The sequence below is a fragment of the Kaistella sp. genome (genome assembly GCF_049588135.1).
In the GTDB taxonomy this organism is placed as follows: domain Bacteria; phylum Bacteroidota; class Bacteroidia; order Flavobacteriales; family Weeksellaceae; genus Kaistella.
Map to the genome: position 1 here is coordinate 1 of NZ_JBAVFG010000128.1, position 16,624 is coordinate 16,624.

The 16,624-nt window shown below is 34.7% G+C and carries 17 protein-coding genes; 11 read left to right on the forward strand and 6 right to left on the reverse strand.

The window, feature by feature from the left end; genetic code table 11:
- Positions 1-314 precede the first annotated feature (314 nt).
- Complete coding sequence (locus WBY99_RS07355) at positions 315-1,157, reverse strand: isoaspartyl peptidase/L-asparaginase (protein ID WP_423975684.1); 843 nt, start codon at positions 1,155-1,157, stop codon at positions 315-317.
- A gap of 153 nt (positions 1,158-1,310) precedes the next feature.
- Positions 1,311-2,198, reverse strand: coding sequence for a cyanophycinase (locus WBY99_RS07360; protein WP_423975685.1), 888 nt, complete (start codon positions 2,196-2,198; stop codon positions 1,311-1,313).
- A gap of 198 nt (positions 2,199-2,396) precedes the next feature.
- Between WBY99_RS07360 and cphA the strand changes: the two genes are divergently transcribed.
- From cphA to WBY99_RS07390, 6 genes are all read left to right on the forward strand, one after another.
- Positions 2,397-5,027: a cyanophycin synthetase gene (gene cphA, locus WBY99_RS07365; RefSeq protein WP_423975686.1), complete on the forward strand. Its 2,631-nt coding sequence runs from the start codon at positions 2,397-2,399 to the stop codon at positions 5,025-5,027.
- 147 nt (positions 5,028-5,174) lie between these two features.
- Positions 5,175-6,260: a DNA polymerase III subunit gamma/tau gene (dnaX, locus tag WBY99_RS07370; protein WP_423975687.1), complete on the forward strand. Its 1,086-nt coding sequence runs from the start codon at positions 5,175-5,177 to the stop codon at positions 6,258-6,260.
- 29 nt (positions 6,261-6,289) lie between these two features.
- Complete coding sequence (locus tag WBY99_RS07375; RefSeq protein ID WP_423975688.1) at positions 6,290-6,853, forward strand: hypothetical protein; 564 nt, start codon at positions 6,290-6,292, stop codon at positions 6,851-6,853.
- A 26-nt stretch (positions 6,854-6,879) separates the two neighbouring features.
- The gene (locus WBY99_RS07380; RefSeq protein ID WP_423975689.1) at positions 6,880-7,947 is read left to right on the forward strand and encodes a chorismate mutase; all 1,068 of its coding nucleotides are present in this window, start codon (positions 6,880-6,882) and stop codon (positions 7,945-7,947) included.
- 34 nt (positions 7,948-7,981) lie between these two features.
- Positions 7,982-8,908, forward strand: coding sequence for a ribosome small subunit-dependent GTPase A (rsgA, locus tag WBY99_RS07385; protein WP_423975690.1), 927 nt, complete (start codon positions 7,982-7,984; stop codon positions 8,906-8,908).
- Between the two features lie 176 nt (positions 8,909-9,084).
- Positions 9,085-9,504, forward strand: coding sequence for a nucleoside-diphosphate kinase (locus WBY99_RS07390; RefSeq protein ID WP_423975691.1), 420 nt, complete (start codon positions 9,085-9,087; stop codon positions 9,502-9,504).
- Between the two features lie 108 nt (positions 9,505-9,612).
- Here the strand turns inward: WBY99_RS07390 and rpe are convergent, their stop codons facing one another.
- Complete coding sequence (gene rpe, locus WBY99_RS07395) at positions 9,613-10,263, reverse strand: ribulose-phosphate 3-epimerase (protein ID WP_423975692.1); 651 nt, start codon at positions 10,261-10,263, stop codon at positions 9,613-9,615.
- Between the two features lie 125 nt (positions 10,264-10,388).
- Positions 10,389-11,465 (reverse strand): M28 family peptidase, encoded by a 1,077-nt coding sequence (locus WBY99_RS07400; protein WP_423975693.1) that lies wholly within the window; start codon positions 11,463-11,465, stop codon positions 10,389-10,391.
- Positions 11,466-11,520: 55 nt separating this feature from the next.
- Between WBY99_RS07400 and WBY99_RS07405 the strand changes: the two genes are divergently transcribed.
- Together WBY99_RS07405 and WBY99_RS07410 are read left to right on the forward strand one after the other, a co-directional pair.
- Positions 11,521-12,225 carry a DUF4294 domain-containing protein gene (locus WBY99_RS07405; RefSeq protein ID WP_423975694.1) on the forward strand — a complete coding sequence of 235 codons (705 nt, stop codon included), beginning with the start codon at positions 11,521-11,523 and terminating at the stop codon, positions 12,223-12,225.
- 1 nt (position 12,226) lies between these two features.
- Entirely contained in the window at positions 12,227-13,018 is a 792-nt protein-coding gene (locus WBY99_RS07410) for a S1/P1 nuclease (RefSeq protein ID WP_423975695.1), read from the forward strand.
- On the opposite strand, the gene WBY99_RS07415 is transcribed toward WBY99_RS07410, so the two are convergent.
- Together WBY99_RS07415 and mnmD are read right to left on the reverse strand one after the other, a co-directional pair.
- Entirely contained in the window at positions 13,013-13,429 is a 417-nt protein-coding gene (locus WBY99_RS07415; protein ID WP_423975696.1) for an NUDIX domain-containing protein, read from the reverse strand. The two genes, WBY99_RS07410 and WBY99_RS07415, sit on opposite strands and share 6 nt — an antisense overlap.
- 59 nt (positions 13,430-13,488) lie before the next feature.
- On the reverse strand, positions 13,489-14,163 hold the full coding sequence (gene mnmD / locus WBY99_RS07420; RefSeq protein WP_423975697.1) for a tRNA (5-methylaminomethyl-2-thiouridine)(34)-methyltransferase MnmD: 675 nt from the start codon (positions 14,161-14,163) through the stop codon (positions 13,489-13,491).
- A gap of 84 nt (positions 14,164-14,247) precedes the next feature.
- Here mnmD and WBY99_RS07425 point away from each other — a divergent pair, with 84 nt between their 5' ends.
- The 3 genes from WBY99_RS07425 to WBY99_RS07435 form a co-directional block, all read left to right on the forward strand.
- A complete protein-coding gene (locus tag WBY99_RS07425; protein ID WP_423975698.1) occupies positions 14,248-15,309 on the forward strand; it encodes a branched-chain amino acid aminotransferase in 1,062 nt (353 codons plus the stop codon).
- Between the two features lie 109 nt (positions 15,310-15,418).
- Positions 15,419-15,928, forward strand: coding sequence for an FKBP-type peptidyl-prolyl cis-trans isomerase (locus tag WBY99_RS07430; protein ID WP_423975699.1), 510 nt, complete (start codon positions 15,419-15,421; stop codon positions 15,926-15,928).
- Positions 15,929-16,014: 86 nt separating this feature from the next.
- Positions 16,015-16,624, forward strand: a 610-nt coding sequence (locus tag WBY99_RS07435) for a peptidylprolyl isomerase (RefSeq protein WP_423975700.1), incomplete at its 3' end; no start/stop codon positions are given.

The window sequence follows — 16,624 nt, forward strand, 5'->3', positions numbered from 1 at the left end:
CAAAATCTTCACTAATTGTGTTTCTCAAATTTAGATTCTGTGCGAAAATTAAGAGACAAGAATTTAGAATTATAAAACTTAATACTTTTTTCATTAATGCGGCATTTTGGATAAACTTGCTGGTAACTCACAAATATACGTAAGTTTACTAAAATTATAAATTTCATAATGAATTATTTTTCAGTATGTTATGTTTTTACTGTCTTTGGAATAATAAAAATACGCACCTAAAAATATCTATTTTGCGCAACTAAGAGAATGTTTAAATTTATTTTAAATACATTAGATTAGTTTCTGATTTTTGAATAAAAACTTTAACCAAAAATTTCAAAACGCTCCCCATCAAAACTGGCAAAAACCATTGTAGGATAAGAATCTTGATGAGCGATATTTCCGTTTTTGTCAATGGCAATTGCTCCGGCAAAACCGTCAATTTCTTTCAGTTCTGCAAAGGTTTTTTCTACCGCATCTTTTAATGAAAAACCGTCTGTAACGCGCGTTACAATTTTCGCTGCCGTGGCATTGCTTACAATATCTTCACCCACTCCGGTGCAACTTACAGCGCAATATTCATTAGCAAAATTTCCCGCAACGGTTGCAGAATCAGAAATTCTTCCAATCAACTCAAAGCCTTTTCCTCCCGTGGAAGTTGCTGCTGCTAATTTTCCGTTTTGATCCAGAGCCACACAACCTACGGTTCCTTTACCGCCATTTTTTAGTTTTGCTTCGTATTCTTTTCTACGTTGCGGAATTTCGGTAGAGAAATCTTCGAAACCGTTTTCTTCGGCGTATTTTTTAGCGCCGTTTCCGCCCAAAACACGATCGTCTTCTTTCATTAAAACTTGAGCCACCTCGATCGGATTTTTCACGTTTTCGATATTAATAACTCCGGAAAATTTTTGAGTTTCTCCGTTCATTAGTGAAGCACTCATTCTGATTTTTCCGTCGCTTTGAATTTGGGAACCTGTTCCCGCATTGAAAAGCGAATCATCTTCCAACAAAGAAACGGCGTAAACCACGGTTTCTTCGGCAGAATGGTTTTGGAGAAATTCAAAAGCTTTCTTTGCAATTTCTTTTAAAGAATTTTGTTTGGCAATTTTCACTTCGTGGCTTTGGTCGCTTTCAGAGAAAAATCCACCGTGGATGATAAGTTTCATTGTTTAATATTTAAAGTTCAGAGTTCCAAGTTTCGAGTTTTAAGGAAGATTATTTTTTCATAAAGACTCAAAAATTCAATCATTCAAGCAATCAATTACATCGCTACTTTCATTTTTCATTCCGAGTTTCAACATTGAACGCTGAACCCGAAACTATTGAGCTTGTGGAATTGGGTTATATTGTGAATTAACAATTGTAAGATCTTTCGCTTTTAAATCATAAAAATCATTTTGTGATAATACGTGTACGATGAGATTATCAATAGATATGGGCTGACCAAGTTGTATTTTGGTTAAATTGGTGTCTTTGATAAAACGGCCATCTACCAAAATTACCAGTCCAGATCCAATGGCAGTCATGATATCATTATCGATGAAAAGACCAGTGTCTTCACCCAATCCAATCCCTAAAGTTCTAGGGTTATTTACCACGGCTTGAAACAATCTTCCGATTCTCCCGCGCTGAACAAAGTGGGTATCTACAATCACATTTTCTATGAAGCCTAATCCTTGTGTCGTTTTAATTTCTCCTTTAAGAAGTGCCTCACTGCTAGAACCTTGATAAATCATATTTTCGGAAGCGGCCGCAGCACCAGCAGAAGTTCCGGCATAAATAAAATTTTCTTCTTGGTATTTTTGAAGAATAATATCGTGAAATCTTGTTCCTCCTAAAATTGAAGTTAATCGAAGTTGATCGCCGCCAGTAAACATCACTACATCTGCCGTACTTGCCCGTGCAGTAATTTCGTCGCTATTGGCTTGCTCACGGTTTTGGATATCTAAAATATTGACATTCTTAGCTCCTAAAAACTCGAATGCTTTTTTATATTCAGGTCCTACAATTTGAGGGATTTGTGAAGCAGTGGTAATAATTTCAATTACCGAATCTTCTTTTAAACGAGATTCATCGATGATTTTTCTTAAAATTCCACGTTCAAAAAAATTAAGATTTTTTTCGATATTCTGATCGTAATCGGTTTCGGAGAAACTGCCTTTGTTAACGGCTCCACCAATGATTACTAATTTTCCAACTGCTTTCATAGATTGCAAATTTAAAAAAATATTCCTTTTAGCTTTAATAAACGAAATCATATTAATTAACATCTTGACAGTTTAATTGAAGTTCCTCTGAAAAAAATGCTATTCATTTTGATTATTTTTTTTCTAACTAATAGGGTTTTCGATTATCTTTGATATTCAAATAAAAATTTAAAGAATATAAAAATAGAGCAATAACCTATGAAAATCGATAGAATACAAGTTTTACGCGGTCCTAATATTTGGAGTATCAGAAGAAAAAAACTCATTCAGATGCGTTTGGATTTAGAAGAAATGGAGCATTTTCCTACCAATAAAATTGATGGGTTTCGTGATAGATTACAGTTATTGATGCCTTCTCTTATTACGCACCGTTGTTCGGAAGGAGTCGAAGGTGGATTTTTCTTGAGAGTAGAAATGGGAACATGGATGGGGCATGTTATCGAACATATCGCTTTAGAAATTCAGACTTTAGCCGGGATGGATACGGGATTTGGAAGAACCAGAGAAACAAAAACTCCTGGTGTTTACAATGTTGTTTTCAGTTATCTGGAAGAAAATTCTGGTATTTATGCTGCGGAACAATCTGTAGAAATTGCAAGATGTTTAATTGAGGCACGTGATTATAATCTAGAAGAATGCATTAGAAATTTAAAAGAAATTCGTGAGCGCGAACGGTTAGGACCTTCTACAGGAAGTATTGTACAGGAGGCAGTTGCCAGAGATATTCCTTGGATCAGATTGGGGCGAAATTCATTGGTTCAGTTAGGCTATGGTATTAATCAGCAAAGATTTCAGGCGACCATTACAGGGAATACAAGTTCGATTGCCGTAGATATTGCTTGTAATAAAGAGCTCACAAAAAAGATGCTCGATGAAGCAGCAATTCCAGTTCCAATCGGTGATTTAGTATCCGATGAAGAAGGATTAGAGAGGGTTATTCAGAAAATCGGTTATCCAATTGTTATAAAACCTTTGGATGGCAATCATGGAAAGGGTTCTTCAATTAATGTAAATAATTTCGAAACTGCAAAAATTGGTTTGGCTCACGCACAAAATTATTCCCACAAAGTAATTGTAGAAAGATATATCACGGGTTATGATTTCCGTATATTAGTCATTAATCACAAAATGGTTGCAGCAGCTCGAAGAGTTCCTGCGCATATTATTGGAGATGGCGAATTGAATATTCAGCAACTCATCGATAAAGAAAACTTAGATCCAAGGAGAGGCTATGGACATGAAAATGTTTTAACAGAAATTCTTGTAGATAAAGATACCAATGAACTTTTAGAGAAATTAAATTACACCTTAGAAAGCGTTCCCAAAAACGGAGAAATTGTTTATTTGAAATCAACTGCTAATCTTTCTACTGGAGGAACTTCTATCGATGTAACCGATATGGTTCATCCCGAAAATATTGTGATGGCAGAAAGGGTCTCACGAATTATAGGGTTAGATGTGGCGGGAATAGATATTATGGCAGAAAACCTTACCCAACCTTTAAGGGAAAGTGGCGGAGCTATTTTAGAAGTAAATGCGGCACCAGGATTTAGAATGCACCTTGCTCCAAGCGAAGGCCTGCCAAGAAACGTAGCTGCTCCGGTAGTTGATATGCTGTATCCTCAGGGAAAACTTGCTAAAATCCCAATTATTGCAGTTACCGGAACTAATGGTAAAACAACCACCACAAGATTGATCTCCCATATCGTGAAAAATAACGGCTATAGAGTGGGATTTACTACTTCTGATGGAATTTATATTCAAAATACAATGTTGACCAAAGGAGATACCACTGGACCGATTTCTGCGGAATTTATATTAAAAGATCCTACGGTAGAATTTGCCGTTTTAGAAACCGCAAGAGGCGGGATTCTTAGATCTGGTTTAGGTTTCAGTTCTTGCGATATCGGGGTTTTAACCAATATAAAAGAAGATCATCTTGGACTCAACGATATTCACAATTTGAAAGACTTAACAAAAGTGAAAAGAGTCGTAATGGATTCTGTGAAAAAAGATGGATGGTGCGTTTTAAATGCCGACGATGAATATTCAATGAGATTACTTCCTGACTTAGATTCTAAAGTGGCTATTTTCAGTTTAGATGAAAATAATCCTCACATGATGAAATTTGCCAAAGAGGGAAAAATTACTTGTGTACATGAAGAAGGTTTTGTTACCATTAAAAAAGGAGATTGGAAAATTCGTATTGCAAAAGCACACAATATCCCAATAACCATGGAAGGAAAAGCCAAGTTTATGATTTCTAATGTTTTGGCAGCGAGTTTAGCGGCTTATCTATATGGTTTTGAAATCGAAGATATTGCCAATTCTCTCCGCACATTTATCCCAAGCCCTATGTTGATGCCGGGAAGATTGAATATTTTTAAATTTAAAAAATTCCAGGTTTTAATAGACTTTGCCCATAATCCTGCTGGATATGAAGCGATCGAAGATTATTTGAAAAATGTAGAAGCCACCAAAAAAATAGGAATTATTTCTGGCGTGGGAGATCGCAGGGACAAGGACATTCGAGAATGTGGTAAAATCGCCGGACGAATGTTTGATTATATCATCATCAGAAACGAAAAACATTTGCGAGGGAGAACAGAAGAAGAAATTAATGAACTGCTTATTTCCGGAATTCAGGAAGCGGGCAGAAATGTAAGTTATGAATGTATCCCAAAAGAGATTGAAGCCCTTAAACATGCGATGAGCATGGCAGAAGAAGGGACATTCATCACGGCATTAAGCGACGTGGTAACCAACGCCATCGAATTGGTGCAGGAATACCAAACCCGGGAAATCCTCGAAGAAGGAAAAATGAATTAGAATCCTTATCACTTTTAAAACCTCTCCAAAATTAAAAATTTCGAGAGGTTTTTCTTTTTTAGGAATCCGAGTTTTGAAATTTAGATAAGATTCTATTAATTTTAAATATCTATTTCATTTTCTCATTAATTTTCCTATTTTTGACCAATGGAAAATTTCGTGGTTTCTGCAAGAAAATACCGTCCGCAAGAGTTTGATACTGTTGTTGGGCAAGGTCATATTACAGAAACGCTGGAGCATGCTATCGAAGAAAATCAATTGGCGCAAGCTTTACTTTTTTGTGGACCAAGAGGAGTTGGTAAAACAACTTGTGCAAGGATTCTTGCCCGTAAAATCAATGAGAGAGATGGTTCTACCTCAGAAGATGGTTTTGCTTATAATATTTTCGAACTTGATGCGGCTTCGAATAACTCGGTTAATGATATCCGTGAACTCACGGATCAAGTACGTTTTGCACCTCAAGTAGGGAAGTATAAAATCTATATCATTGATGAGGTTCACATGTTGTCTCAAGCGGCTTTTAATGCCTTTTTGAAAACCTTAGAAGAACCACCAGCGCATGCTATTTTTATTTTGGCAACCACCGAAAAGCATAAAATTATTCCGACGATTTTATCTCGTTGTCAGATTTATGATTTTAAGAGAATCACCATTGAAGATATTCAAGTTCATTTAAAGAAAATCGCTGATAAAGAAGGAATTCAGTATGAAGACGACGCTCTTTATTTAATTGCTCAGAAAGCAGATGGAGCACTCCGCGATGCACTTTCAATTTTTGACAGACTTTCTACTTTTTCACAAAAGAATATTACTTTAGCCAAAGCAGCCGAAGTTCTCAATATACTAGATTACGAACAATATCTATCGATTGTTGATTTAGCGCATGAGAATAAAATCTCTGAAACTTTATTTGCTTTAAATGAAATTGTTAAAAAAGGATTTGATCCACACATTTTTATCGCAGGTTTAGGAAGTCATTTCCGTGATTTGATGATGGCTCAAAATCCGCAAACCGTAAGTTTGATTGAGGTTGGCGAAAAAACCAAAATCAAGTTTTTGGAACAGAGTAAAAAATGGAACGCACAACAATTGGTAGATGCCATTGAAATTTGCAATCACGCAGATATTAATTATAAAAACTCTAAAAATCCTCGGTTAACCGTAGAAATTGCGTTGATGCAGTTGTCATCATTATCGGCAAATATAGCAGATTCTAAAAAAAAAAGTATCTGATTTTAGCACCGTTTCTTAGTTCTGAAATCATGGTAACTCCAGCAGTTACTAAAAAAGTACCCAAAGAAGTCTCAAAAGAAATCCCCGAGGAAATCAAAAAAGTGGTTTTGAAAACAACAGAACCTATTGGCTTACCAAAAAGACCATCTCAATTTAGCATCAGTGCAGCTTTAGAAAAATCAGATGAAGAACCTGAAAAAATAATCGATTCTCAAAAAGAAAATTTACCCAGCCATCATTTTAGTGAAACCGATTTAAAGACCGAGTGGCAAAAATTCTTACAAGAACTTCAGAAAAAAGATATCATTATTTACAATGCAATTGGTTCTTTTAAACTTCAAAAAAAAGACGAAAATATTGTAGAAGTTACGTATCCATCAGAATCAGCGAAAGTAGAATTTGATAAAATACGTGTAGATTTCTTCAATCATTTTATGCACAAAGTAAACAATCACAATATCTCAATCGAATATCGCGCTGATTTATCAATGAAAAAAGAAATCATTACTAAACGAAAGATTTTTGATAAATTTGCCGAGATAAATCCTGTCCTAAAAGAATTAGATGATTTTTTCAAACTGGATTTTAATTAAATTTAATATTTCTCATCACCTTTAACATGAATTTACAGAGCTTAGAAAATAATTGGATTAAAGAATTTTCCAAACCATTAATTATTGCCGGACCTTGCAGTGCAGAAAGTGAAGCACAAATGCTAGAAACTGCAAAAAGAATCAAAGAATCAAATGCTGATGTGCCAATTTTCCGTGCTGGAATTTGGAAGCCGAGAACAAAACCAAACGGTTTCGAAGGAGTAGGAGTAATCGGTTTGAACTGGTTGAAAAAAGTTAAACAAGAATATGGATTTAAAACTGCCACAGAAGTAGCAAATGCGCATCATGTTGCAGCAGCTTTAGAAGCAGATGTCGATATTTTGTGGATTGGTGCCCGTTCAACAGTAAATCCTTTTACCGTTCAAGAAATTGCGGAAGCTTTGAAAGGAACCGATAAACCTGTGTTGGTAAAAAATCCCGTCAATCCAGATTTGGCTTTATGGATTGGTGCTTTAGAAAGACTTTTGGGGCAAGATGTTAAAAACTTAGGTGTTCTTCACCGTGGTTTCTCCACTTACCAAAAAACAAAATATAGAAATATTCCGAATTGGCAGATTGCTTTGGACTTCAAAAATCAATTTCCTAATATTCCGATGTTGGTAGATCCATCGCATATTTGTGGCAATAGAACGGGATTGGCAGGAATTGCTCAGGAAGCATTGAATGTTGGTTATGAAGGAATGATGATCGAAACGCATTGCAATCCAGATGAAGCTTGGAGCGATGCTGCACAACAAATCACCCCAGAAACTTTGTCAGAATTATTGCAAAATTTAAAAGTTAGAAATTCTGATATTTCTGCTTTTGATGGAGAAATGGGACGTCACAGAACTTTAATTTCTGATTTAGATTTTCAGTTGATTGAATTATTATCGCAAAGAATGAAAATTTCTGAAAAAATCGGAAGTTTGAAAAAAGACAATAATATTGCGATTTTCCAACCAGAAAGATGGAAAGTGATTACCGAATATGCAACTCAAAAAGCCGATGAATCTGGAATGTCAGCAGAATTTATTGAAAAAATTTTCAAGGCAATTCACGAAGAATCGATTGAAGTTCAGAATAGTATTTAATATGTTTAAAGTTAATTTCCCTCAATCATAATTCGTGAAAGGACTCATTACAAAATCCACCGGAAGTTGGTACCAGGTTTTAGAATATGAAACTGGCAAATTTTTCGAGGCGAGAATTCGAGGAAAATTCAAACTGATAAAAACCCGATTAACCAATCCTCTTGCTGTAGGCGATTTGGTAGAGTTTTCTTTGGAGCAAGACAATGTGGCGTGGATTACCAAAATTGAACCACGAAGAAATTATCTCATCAGAAAATCAGTTAATCTTTCAAAAGAAGCGCATATCATTGCTTCAAATATCGATATTGCTTGTTTTATTTTCACCCTTAAACATCCAGAAACTTCTTATGGTTTTCTCGATCGGTTTTTGGCATGTTGTGAGGCATACAATATCAAGCCGTTGATTTTATTTAATAAAATGGATGTGCTTTCAGATGAAGAAATAGAAGCGACGAAAGAAATAGAAACACTTTATCAAAATATCGGTTATGAAACTTTAGAAATTTCTTCTTATTCTACTTTGAATTTAGAGTTATTAAAAGAGATTATTAAAGACAAAGTTTCAGTGTTTTTTGGACATTCTGGATCCGGCAAATCTACCTTGGTTAATGCGATACAACCTGAATTGAATTTAAGAACTTCTGAGATTTCCGAAACCCATTTGAAAGGAAAACATACCACCACTTTTGCACAGATGCATTTTTGGCATTTTGGCGGAAGTGTGATCGATACCCCTGGTGTTCGGGAGTTCGCGATGATTGATGTAGAAAAAGAAGAAATTCAGCATTATTTTCCGGAGATTTTTAAAACAGGAAGAAACTGTAAATTCCATAATTGCATGCATATCAATGAACCGAAATGTGCAGTTTTAGAAGCGATTGAACTAGGCGAAATAGAGGAAACCAGGTATATCACTTATTTGAAAATAATGGAGGAAGCAGAAGAAAATTCTGGGCAATAAAAAACCCAGCCGAAGCTGGGTAAAAACTAATAACCATGAAAACTCAAATTAAATATGAGAATCGGAAACAAATTTACAATTTCCGTGCCAAATAAATTTGGCAACCCTCTATAAGAATTTTCATTACAAATATATAAAAGTTTTTTGTATTTTCGCCCCACAATAAAACAAGATTTATGTCAGGTAAAATTACATTCACCATGATTAAGCCGGATGCTGTTGCAGACGGGCATATTGGTGCTATTTTAGGGAAAATTGCAGAAGGTGGTTTCAAAATTAAAGCTTTAAAACTTACTCAATTAACTGTTGCAGATGCGCAAAAATTCTATGAAGTTCATGCTGAAAGACCATTTTATGGAGAATTGGTAGATTTCATGAGTTCAGGTCCAATCGTTGCAGCGGTTTTGGAAAAAGACAATGCTGTTGAAGATTTCAGAACTTTAATCGGTGCTACGAATCCTGCAGATGCTGCAGAAGGAACGATCAGAAAAATGTTCGCAAGATCGATCGGAGAAAATGCAGTACACGGTTCAGATTCAGATGAGAATGCTTTAATTGAAGCAAGTTTCCACTTCTCTGGAAGAGAAATTTTCTAGAAAAAATAAAGGTCTGAAGTCAAATTTTTTGATGAAGGATTTTAAAAGTAAACCCCTTTTAGCTTAAAACTAAAAGGGGTTTTTATTGATAAAAATATTTTGAAAATTTTACAACTTTAAAAGTTCAATCGTTCGTTCAGGATTTTCTGTTGAAAAAACTGCGTTTCCGGCAACTAAAACATCTGCTCCGGCTTCGAAAAGTTTGGATGCATTATCTAAATTAACACCGCCATCAACTTGAATTAAAGCCGTAGAATTATTCGATAAAATTAAATCTTTGGTTTCTGTAATTTTTTTGTACGTGTTTTCAATGAATTTTTGTCCGCCAAATCCTGGGTTTACGCTCATTAATAAAACCAAATCTACATCTGCAATAATATCTTCCAACATCAAAACCGGTGTTGAAGGATTCAATACAACGCCTGCTTTTGCACCTTTTTCCTGAATTAAATTAATGACTCTATGAAGATGAATACACGCTTCATAATGTACCGAAACCAAATCTGCACCGAGATTGATGAATTCTTCTACATATTTTTCGGGTTCTATAATCATTAAATGTACATCGACAAATTTTTTGGCGTGTTGCTGAATGGTTTTCATCACCGGAAATCCGAAAGAGATGTTCGGGACAAATCTGCCGTCCATTACATCGACATGAATCCAATCTGCTTGAGAATTATTGAGCATTTCGATATCGCGTTGCAGATTCCCGAAATCTGCGGATAAAAGGGAGGGAGCGATGAGTTTTGTTTTCATTTTTTTTTATTTAGATTTAGACTTAGAGAAGAAAGAGAAAAGAATAAAGATGATATGCTCTGAATTTCAAATTGTTAAATATCACTCTAAAATCTTTGTTCTTTTTTCTTTTCTCTCTTAATCCATTAATGATACTTCAATTTCATATTCGGTTTTATCTGCAACAACGTTTCATAAATCAATTGAATCACATTTGAAACATCTTCTTTGGAAACCATTTCCACCGTCGTATGCATATATCTTAAAGGCAAAGAAATCAACGCACTCGGAACTCCACCGTTGGAATGAGCAAACGCATCAGTATCGGTTCCCGTTGCTCTGCTTGCTGCTGCTCTTTGGAAAGGAATTTTCTTAGTTTTTGCGGTTTCTACAATCAATTCACGAATCACGTGATGAACGCTTGGCGCAAAGAAAACTACCGGTCCGTCGCCGCATTTTTGGTCGCCTTCTTTTTTCTTTTCAATCATTGGCGTCGTGGTGTCGTGCGTAACGTCGGTTACAATCGCAATGTTCGGTTTGATGGTATCTGCAATCATATCTGCGCCATAAAGTCCGACTTCTTCCTGAACAGAATTGGTGATATACAAACCGAAAGGCAATTTCTTTTTATTTTCTTTTAAAAGTCGGGCAACTTCGGCAATCATAAATCCACCGATTCGGTTATCCAAAGCTCGACAAACGAAATACCGATCATTTAATTCGAAAAATTCATCAGGATAAGTAATCATGCAACCCACGAAAATACCCAAATCTTCGACTTCTTTTTTAGTCGTTGCGCCACAATCGATGAAAATATTTTCGAGTTTCGGAACGGGTTCATCAGAACTAACTCCTCTTGTGTGAATGGCTGGCCAACCGAAAACGCCTTTTACAACGCCTTTTTCTCCGTGGATGTGAACAACTTTCGAAGGTGCAATCATTTGATCGGAACCACCATTTCTGATGACATAAATTAATCCGTCATCGGTTATATAATTCACGTACCAAGAAATTTCGTCGGCGTGCGCTTCAATAACTACTTTGAAATCGGCTTCAGGATTGATAATTCCGTAACAAGTTCCGTAATGATCGATTTCTATTTTGTCCACGTAAGGTTTTAAATAGTCCATCCAAATTTTTTGTCCTTTATGTTCATAACCTGTTGGGGAAGCGGTATTTAGATATGTTTCTAAAAATTCTAATGATTTGTTTTCAAATTTCATGAGAAAGGAATGAATTTTGTTAAGTTAAATTTTGATTTTATAGAAGGTAAAAATAATGAATTTTAATAAACTGATCTTACTATTTCTTTTGATTTTCGGACTTCATGCAAATGCACAACAGGAATTAACGACGCTAAAACCGATAAGTGAATATCCGCCTGAACTACTTAAAACCGACGAATTTGGAATTAAATACTACTACGACGCAAGTCAAAAGGCAAGAATTTACGAAATAAACGGTGAAAATGTGGTGGTGATGGACGAGCTTATTTTAAAAAGTAGACCTAGATTTAACAACCAACTTGACCAAAATTATTATTATTTTCTTAATAAAAAACTGAATCGGGTTTATCCACTTTTCTTAACTGCATTAGAACAGTATGAAGATATTCAAGCGGAGATGCAAAATTTAGATAGAAGTTCGCAAAGAAAATATGTGAACGACAGACAAAAGAATTTGGCGAATCAATATGAATTGCAACTGCGAGATTTAACAACTACTGAAGGGCGTATATTTGCTAAACTAATGAATCGCGCGACCGGAAAGACTGTTTATGAAATTATAAAAGAACTGCGCGGCGGTTGGAGTGCCTTTTGGTGGAATGTGAAAGGAAATATTGCTGATGTAAGTTTGAAAGAGCCTTACGATCCTCATTTAAATAGAACTGATGAATTTTTAGAATCATTGCTCCAAAGTAATTGGAATAGCGGATATTTGCATCCTTATCCTGGGTATCTTACCTTTAAAATTAAAAAATAATATGAACAGAATTTTACAAAACTCAGTAGTACTACTGGCTTTATTGAGTTTTAATTTCGGTTATTCATGGGGAACAACCGGTCACAGAGTTATTGCAGAAATTGCAGAAAATCACCTTTCTGGAAAAGCAAAAAGAAGTTTAAAAAAAATTATCGGTACAGAAAAATTGGCCTATTGGGCAAACTGGCCAGATGACATTAAGTCTGATACTACTGGAGTTTGGAAACCAACAGAGCAATGGCATTATGTAAATGTGCCTTCCCAATCGAACATACAGCAATTTTCAGAAAGTTTAAAAGCACAAAAAGCACCGAATATTTATACGCAAATAAAAATTCTTTCTGAACAAATAAAAGACAAAAAAACATCAGCGAAAGATCGAGAAATAGCGTTGAGATTTCTAGTCCATTTAGCTGGAGATGCTGCACAACCACTTCATATCGGTCGTTTAGAAGATTTGGGAGGCAATAGAATTAAGTTGAATTATTTTGGAGCACCCACTAATTTGCATGCGCTATGGGATTCTAAAATGGTGGATTCTCAAAAATACAGTTATACAGAATTCGCAAGAGTTTTAGATGTTAAATCCAAAGACGAAGTCAAATTAATTCAGTTAGGAACTTTAGAAGATTGGTTGTACGACAGTCATCGGCAAGCAAATAGAATCTACGCCAATTCCAAAGCAGATGCTAATTATTCCTATGATTACAACTATAAATTTGAACCTTTGGTTGAGCGGCAATTATTATATGGTGGATTGCGTTTAGCGAAAATTCTGAACGAAATTTTATAGAAATTTCTTCTTCAACACCTCAAAAACAATTTTATCGATTGGTAAAAGAAATGGGTTTTCTTCAGTATTGAGGGAAACCCATTCTGTTTTCTCGATACACGGATCCATGATAAGTAATTCATTTTCATCAACCATTTCTGCGAGATAATAAATGCTCAGAAGTTGTTCATTATTTCGAAATTTAGACACAAGAAAATCTTCTTGAGTGTACAAATGTTCTATGTTTTTTACTGTGATATTCAGTTCTTCTTCCAGTTCTCTTTCTAGACATTCCAAAACACTTTCGCCAAATTCCAATCCGCCACCAGGGAATTTCATCAGGTGTTCGCCAACGTATTCTTCGTGTAGCGCAAGGACTTTTCCATTTTTTACAATGGCTGCATAAACTCTGACATTTACTTTATCAATCATAATTCAATTTTAGTTTTTTTTTGGAACAATCACAAAGTTAGGAATTTTTTCAATCATCCCTAATTCTTAATAGCGTTGATCATTTCCCGTTTTCCAGGAGGTCCGGCCTTTTTTTCTACATTAAAGTTGAGTTCTTTTAGAATACGACGAACACTGCCTTTCGAAGAATAAGTCGTCAGAAGACTGCCTGCTTTCATCTTATTTGCAACCATTTCAAAAAGTGGTTTTTCCCATAAATCAGGCTGAACTCTTGCTCCAAAACAATCAAAATATACGAGATCGATATTTGGTAAGTCTAGATTTTCTATTTCAAAAAAATCACAATGAAACTTGGTAAAGAAAAATTGAGGTAAAATTTCTATGGTTTCATTCCAATTAGCAGCATGTATTTTTCGGTAGATTTCTAACATTTTAGGATTATGAAAAATAGAACCATAATCTAATTCTGCAATTTCATTTTCATTTATGGGATATTTTTCTGTAGTAAAATAATGAATAATATGATTTTTGTCAGTTTTCAAAAATTCATTAATTGTAACCAAAATATTAAGACCTGTACCAAAACCGAGTTCTAAAATATTAATATCGTAATTATTGATTAAATTTAATCCATTATCAATAAATACATGTTTGGCTTCTTGCAAGGCTCCGTGTTGAGAATGATAGCTCTCATCTAAGCTGTTGATATATAATGTTTTACTTCCGTCTGAAGTGGTTTTTACTTCTCTTGTCATCTGATTTTTTTTCAAAATTAATTTAAAATTTTGATATTTAAAAAATTATTATAAATTTGTAGAACATCAACAAAAAATTAAAAAATGATAATTCAAAAATCTACTAATCCAAGAATTTCAGAATTTGATCCAGAGAATTTTTCTTTTGGAAATATGTTTAGCGATCACATGGTTATTTGTGAATATGAAAACGGAAAATGGGGAGAAGTAAAGCTAATGCCTTATGGGCCACTTCCTTTTACTCCAGCAATGATGGGGGTTAATTACGGACAAGCGTGTTTTGAAGGGATGAAAGCCTACAAAGATAAAGACGATCAGGTTTTTATTTTCAGACCTGAAAAGAATTTTTCAAGAATCAATAAATCCGCGAGTCGTCTTGCAATGCCAGAGATTCCTGAAGAGGTTTTTTTAGATGGTTTGAAGGCATTGGTTGATTTAGATAGAGACTGGATTCCTTATGGAGAAGGAAATTCATTATATATCCGCCCAGTTATTTTTGCCACTGAAGAAGCATTAAAAGCCAGAATTTCTAATAAATATATGTTTGCTATTGTGGCTACGCCTGCAAAAAGTTATTATTCAGCTCCAGTTTCAGTAAAAATTTCTGACTATTATTCAAGATCTGCAAACGGTGGAGTAGGGTTTGCGAAAGCAGCCGGTAATTACGCCGCATCTTTTTACCCAACTCAGTTGGCAAATGAAGAAGGATATGAACAAATCATTTGGACTGATGATTCTACTCATGAATACTTCGAAGAAAGTGGAACCATGAATGTTTTTGTGAGAATTAATGACACAATTTATACGCCACCAACTTCAGAAAAAATCTTGGATGGAGTTACCAGAGATAGTTTCATTCAATTAGCAAATAAAAGAGGTATTGAATTAAAAGTAGAACCTATCTCTGTAAAATCAGTAGTAGAAGCTCACAAAAATGGTTCTTTAAAAGAAGTTTGGGGAGTTGGAACTGCTGTTGTAACAACCCTTTTCAAAGCAATCGGATATCAAGGTGAGAAATTAGAATTGCCACTATTAACTTTAGAAGATAGTTTTGCTTTAACGCTTCAAAAAGATTTGGTTGACCTTCAAACGAATGTTGCCGAAGACACTTTTGGATGGAGAGTTTTAGTAGAAAAAAGCATCTAAGAAACTTTTTGGATTTATAAAAAATAGCAATTAAAAACCGAGAATAATTTTTTCTCGGTTTTTTTGTTTTTTAATCTAATTCGAAATGCTTATTTTCGCAAAAGTTTTTATGAAAAAAATAATCCTACTTTGTACTTTGATTTTGATTGGTTGTGTAAAGCACGCACCAACTCATCCTCCTGTTGGAGGGATTTTAAATCAGAAAGATTTAGATGTTTCCAAAAACAGATCCAAAAATCTGAATCTTATTGAAAGAAATCAAATTGAAGATTGGATTAAAAATCAAGACGAAGCATTTTATCCAATGAGTGTGAACTATTGGGTAAATGATAAAGAACTACAACATCAGAAACGAAAAGAAAATGGAGAAGTGATTTCTTATCAATATGATATTTATGATTTTGATTTGGTGAAATTATATGATACTCCCATTCAAAATAAAAATAAAGTTTTTGGTCGTTTTGAAGAATTAAAACCAGTAGAAGATGCGTTGCGTCACATGGAGAAAAATCAGGAAGTTACGCTCCTGATTCCTTCCGCATTAGGTTACGGAACTTATGGTGATAATGACCAGATTTCAAATGATATGCCTTTAATAATTAAATTAAAAGTACTTTAAAAATATTGCTATTTATGCTAAAAAAGAATTTATTAATCGCGATAGCAGCGATTTCGCTAACAAGTTGTACCCCAATTTATAAAAAAATGAACGTAGACAAAGAAACTTACGCAGGTCTGAAAGAAGGACTTTATGCCAATTTCCAAACTTCAAAAGGAAATATGATCGTGAAACTAGAAGACAAAAATGCACCTGTTACGGTTGCAAATTTTGTTGGATTAGCTGAAGGAAAAATTGATAACACTGCAAAAGCCAAAGGTGTTCCTTTTTATAATGGAACTATTTTCCACAGAGTAATTAAAGATTTTATGATCCAAGGTGGTGATCCTAAAGGAACAGGAATGGGAGATCCAGGATACAAATTCGACGATGAGAAAAACGACCTAAAACACACCGGAAAAGGAATTCTGTCGATGGCGAATTCTGGTCCAAATACCAATGGTTCACAGTTCTTCATTACAGAAATTGCTACGCCTTGGTTAGATGGTAAACACACAATTTTCGGTGAAGTTGTAAATGGTATTGAAGTTATTGATACGATTGCCAATGTAGAAAAAGGCGCACAAGACAAACCTAAAACTGATGTGGTTTTAGAAAAAGTTGCGATTTTCTCTAAAGGTGATGAATACAAAAATTACGATGCTGCCAAAATTTTCACTGAAGGAAAAGGGAAAATTAAAGAAAATAATAAAATTA